This is a genomic window from Lysobacter zhanggongensis (assembly GCF_046638635.1).
In the GTDB taxonomy this organism is placed as follows: domain Bacteria; phylum Pseudomonadota; class Gammaproteobacteria; order Xanthomonadales; family Xanthomonadaceae; genus Novilysobacter; species Novilysobacter luteus.
Map to the genome: position 1 here is coordinate 1 of NZ_JBJXHK010000140.1, position 3,179 is coordinate 3,179.

4 protein-coding genes are annotated in these 3,179 nt (G+C 72.3%); 3 read left to right on the forward strand and 1 reads right to left on the reverse strand.

Features of this window, described 5'->3' with window-relative positions; genetic code table 11:
- Positions 1-22: 22 nt before the first annotated feature.
- The 3 genes from ACKVMH_RS13120 to ACKVMH_RS13130 all read left to right on the forward strand — a co-directional run bounded on the left by ACKVMH_RS13120 (position 23) and on the right by ACKVMH_RS13130 (position 2,579).
- Positions 23-400, forward strand: coding sequence for a YraN family protein (locus tag ACKVMH_RS13120; protein WP_412700623.1), 378 nt, complete (start codon positions 23-25; stop codon positions 398-400).
- 65 nt (positions 401-465) lie between these two features.
- Complete coding sequence (locus ACKVMH_RS13125) at positions 466-1,956, forward strand: FAD-binding oxidoreductase (protein WP_412700621.1); 1,491 nt, start codon at positions 466-468, stop codon at positions 1,954-1,956.
- The gene (locus ACKVMH_RS13130) at positions 1,953-2,579 is read left to right on the forward strand and encodes a uracil-DNA glycosylase family protein (protein WP_311195417.1); all 627 of its coding nucleotides are present in this window, start codon (positions 1,953-1,955) and stop codon (positions 2,577-2,579) included. Before ACKVMH_RS13125 ends, ACKVMH_RS13130 begins: the two co-directional genes overlap by 4 nt.
- A 79-nt stretch (positions 2,580-2,658) precedes the next feature.
- On the opposite strand, the gene ACKVMH_RS13135 is transcribed toward ACKVMH_RS13130, so the two are convergent.
- The coding region (locus ACKVMH_RS13135; protein ID WP_412700622.1) for a thiamine-phosphate kinase at positions 2,659-3,179 on the reverse strand (521 nt) is incomplete at its 5' end.

The window sequence follows — 3,179 nt, forward strand, 5'->3', positions numbered from 1 at the left end:
GGCGTCGCGGTACCGCTGGCCAATGCCGGTCGCTACTGACCGGCGCCAGCGTGGCGCCGCGGTCGAGGCCGCGGCGCGTGCCCACCTGATCGACGCTGGCCTGCGACCCGTCGCCGCCAACGCCAGCTACCGGTTGGGCGAACTCGACCTGGTCATGCTCGACGGCGACACCCTGGTGTTCGTCGAGGTCCGCTACCGCAGTGACGACCGCTTCGGCGGCGGCGCGGTGTCGGTGGACTGGCGCAAGCAGCACAAGCTGGTGCGCGCCGCGCAATTGTTCCTGATGCGGCACCGCCGCTACGCCGATGCGCCATGCCGGTTCGACGTCGTCGATGCCTGCGGCGACCCCGGGGCGCCCGTGCTGGACTGGATCCGCGACGCCTTCCGGCCCGGCGACTGACCGCCCCACCTGGCCCGTCGCGACGAAAGCGCAGAATGGGCCGCCACGGCCCGCCTCCTTCCGCCATGCCCTTGCCACACGAACTCGACCGCGAACTGGCCACGCTGCTCGGCGAGGATTGGCTGACCGATGCCAGCGAGCGGCTCACCTACGCCTACGACAACTCGCGCCGGCACGCGTTGCCCGACGCGGTGGCGCTGCCGCGGACCCGCGACCAGGTGGTGGCGCTGGTGCGCGCGTGTCGCCGCCACCGGGTGCCTGTGGTCGCACGCGGTCGTGGCACCAACACCACCGGTGCGGCAGTGCCGGTCGAGGGCGGCGTCGTGGTGTCGATGGAGCGGATGGACCGGGTGCTGGACATCCGCCCGGGCGACCGTTGCGCGGTGGTCGAACCCGGCCTGCTCAACGGCGACCTGCAGGCTGCGCTGGCGCCGCATGGGCTGTTCTGGCCACCCGACCCCACCAGCGCCATGTTCAGTACCGTTGGCGGGAACCTGGCGTGCAATGCCGGGGGCCCGCGCGCGGTGAAGTACGGCGCAAGCCGCGACAACGTACTCGCGATCACCGCGGTGACCGGGGCCGGTGAGCTGATCGAATGCGGCACCGCGACCACCAAGGGCGCGACCGGCTACGACCTGCAGCGGTTGCTGGTCGGCAGCGAAGGCACGCTGGCGCTGATCGTCGAAGCGAGCCTGCGGCTGACGCCGGCGCCTGCCGCGCGACGCGCGATCCGCGCGATCTACCGTGACGTCGCCGCCGCGGCCGCAGCCGTCGCCCGGCTGATGGCGCAGCCGGTCACCCCGTCGATGCTGGAATTCATGGATGCCGACGCGGTGCGGCTGGCGCGCGACGTCGGCGGCGCCGACCTGCCTGCCGACGCCGGAGCGCTGCTGATGATCGAGGCCGATGGTGACCCGGACCAACTGCCGCGCGACATCGAAGCGCTGATGGCGGCTGCCGGCGGCGACGGCCTGGTCTCGCTCGACGATGCCGCCGACGAGGCCGCGCGTGCCCGCCTTTGGGCCGCGCGCAAGGCCCTGTCGCCGGCGTTGCGCACGCTGGCGCCCGGCAAGATCAACGAGGACGTGGTGGTGCCGGTGTCGCGCATCCCGGCCCTGGTCGATGGCGTGCAGGCACTGTCGCGCGAGTTCGCGCTGCCGCTCGTCTGCTTCGGCCATGCCGGCAACNACGAGGACGTGGTGGTGCCGGTGTCGCGCATCCCGGCCCTGGTCGATGGCGTGCAGGCACTGTCGCGCGAGTTCGCGCTGCCGCTCGTCTGCTTCGGCCATGCCGGCAACGGCAACCTGCACGTCAACCTGCTGTACGACCCGGCCGACGCCGGCCAGGCCGAGCGCGCCGCGGCAGCGATGTCGCGCGTGTTCGCGCTGGCGCTGTCGCTCGGCGGCACGCTGTCGGGCGAACACGGGATCGGCCTGGCCAAGCGCGAATTCATGACGCAGGCGGTGTCGCCGGCGACGCTCGCCCTGATGCACCAGCTCAAGGCGGTATTCGACCCCGACGGCATCCTCAACCCCGGCAAGCTGCTGCCACCGTGAGCGGCGGGGCCGACACCCTCGACACGCTGCTCGCCCGGATCGACCGTTGCCGGCTATGCGCGTCATCAATGCCGCACACACCGCGGCCGGTGCTGCGCGCGCATGCCGACGCGCGCCTGCTGGTGGTCGGCCAGGCCCCCGGCCGCAAGGTCCACGAAAGCGGCGTGCCGTGGGACGACGCCAGCGGCCGGCGCCTGCGCGAGTGGATGGGGATCGATTCCGACACGTTCTACGATGCCTCGCGCGTGGCAATCGTGCCGATGGGGTTCTGCTACCCAGGCAAGGCCGGCTCGGGCGATGCGCCGCCGCGCCCGGAATGCCGGGCCACCTGGCACCCTCAGCTGCTGCCGCTGCTGCCCAACGTCGAACTCACCCTGCTGATCGGCCAGTACGCGCAGGCGCACTTCCTGGGCCGCCGCCGCAAGGGCAGCCTGACCGCGACCATGCGCGCATGGCGCGAGTACCTGCCGACCCACCTGCCGCTGCCGCACCCGAGCCCGCGCAATGTCGCGTGGTTCAAGGCCAACCCGTGGTTCGAGGGCGAGGTGTTGCCGACACTGCGCGAGCGGGTGGGTGGATTGTGGCGGAACGCCGGTCACCACCCCGATGCAGGAGCGACGTAAGTCGCGAGCTGAGCATCGCGTCACGGGGTCGGCGGGTCGCGACTTACGTCGCTCCTACATCGCGCGTTTCTTTGCCGTCCTATCCGGAGAAGTGGACGTAGCCGCTCTGCCGCGGCTGCCACGGGGCGCCGCCACCATCCACCGCCCGCACGCCCTCGCCTTCGACCATCCGGCCGACGCGGGTGACCGGCACCACGCCCGTTGCGAGCGCCTCGATGCGCTCGCGCATCGCCGGCGCGGCGGTGAAACACAACTCGTAGTCGTCACCGCCGGTCGCCTGCAGTTCGCGTCGTCGTTCCGCCTCGAAGCTGGCCGCCAGGGCCGGTGAGCACGGCAGCCGGTCCACCTCGACGTCCGCGGCGAGCCTGCTTGCCTGGCAAATATGGCCGAGATCGGCGATCAGCCCGTCGGAGATGTCGATGGCCGCGTGGGCCAGGCCGGCTAGTTGGAGCCCGAGTTCGACCCGCGGCGTGGGCCGGTCGAGGCGCGGACGCAGTGACACGAGGCGCCCTGACCCGCCGTCGGGGTCCGCAGCCAGCAACGGGCCCGCTTCGCAGGCGACGACCACCGGCTCGTCCGCCGCCTGCAGCAGGGCCAGCG

Bases quoted from the DNA above. Each gene is read 5' to 3' on its own strand.
- ACKVMH_RS13120 (WP_412700623.1), top strand. From the start codon at position 23: ATGCCGGTCGCTACTGACCGGCGCCAGCGTGGCGCCGCGGTCGAGGCC.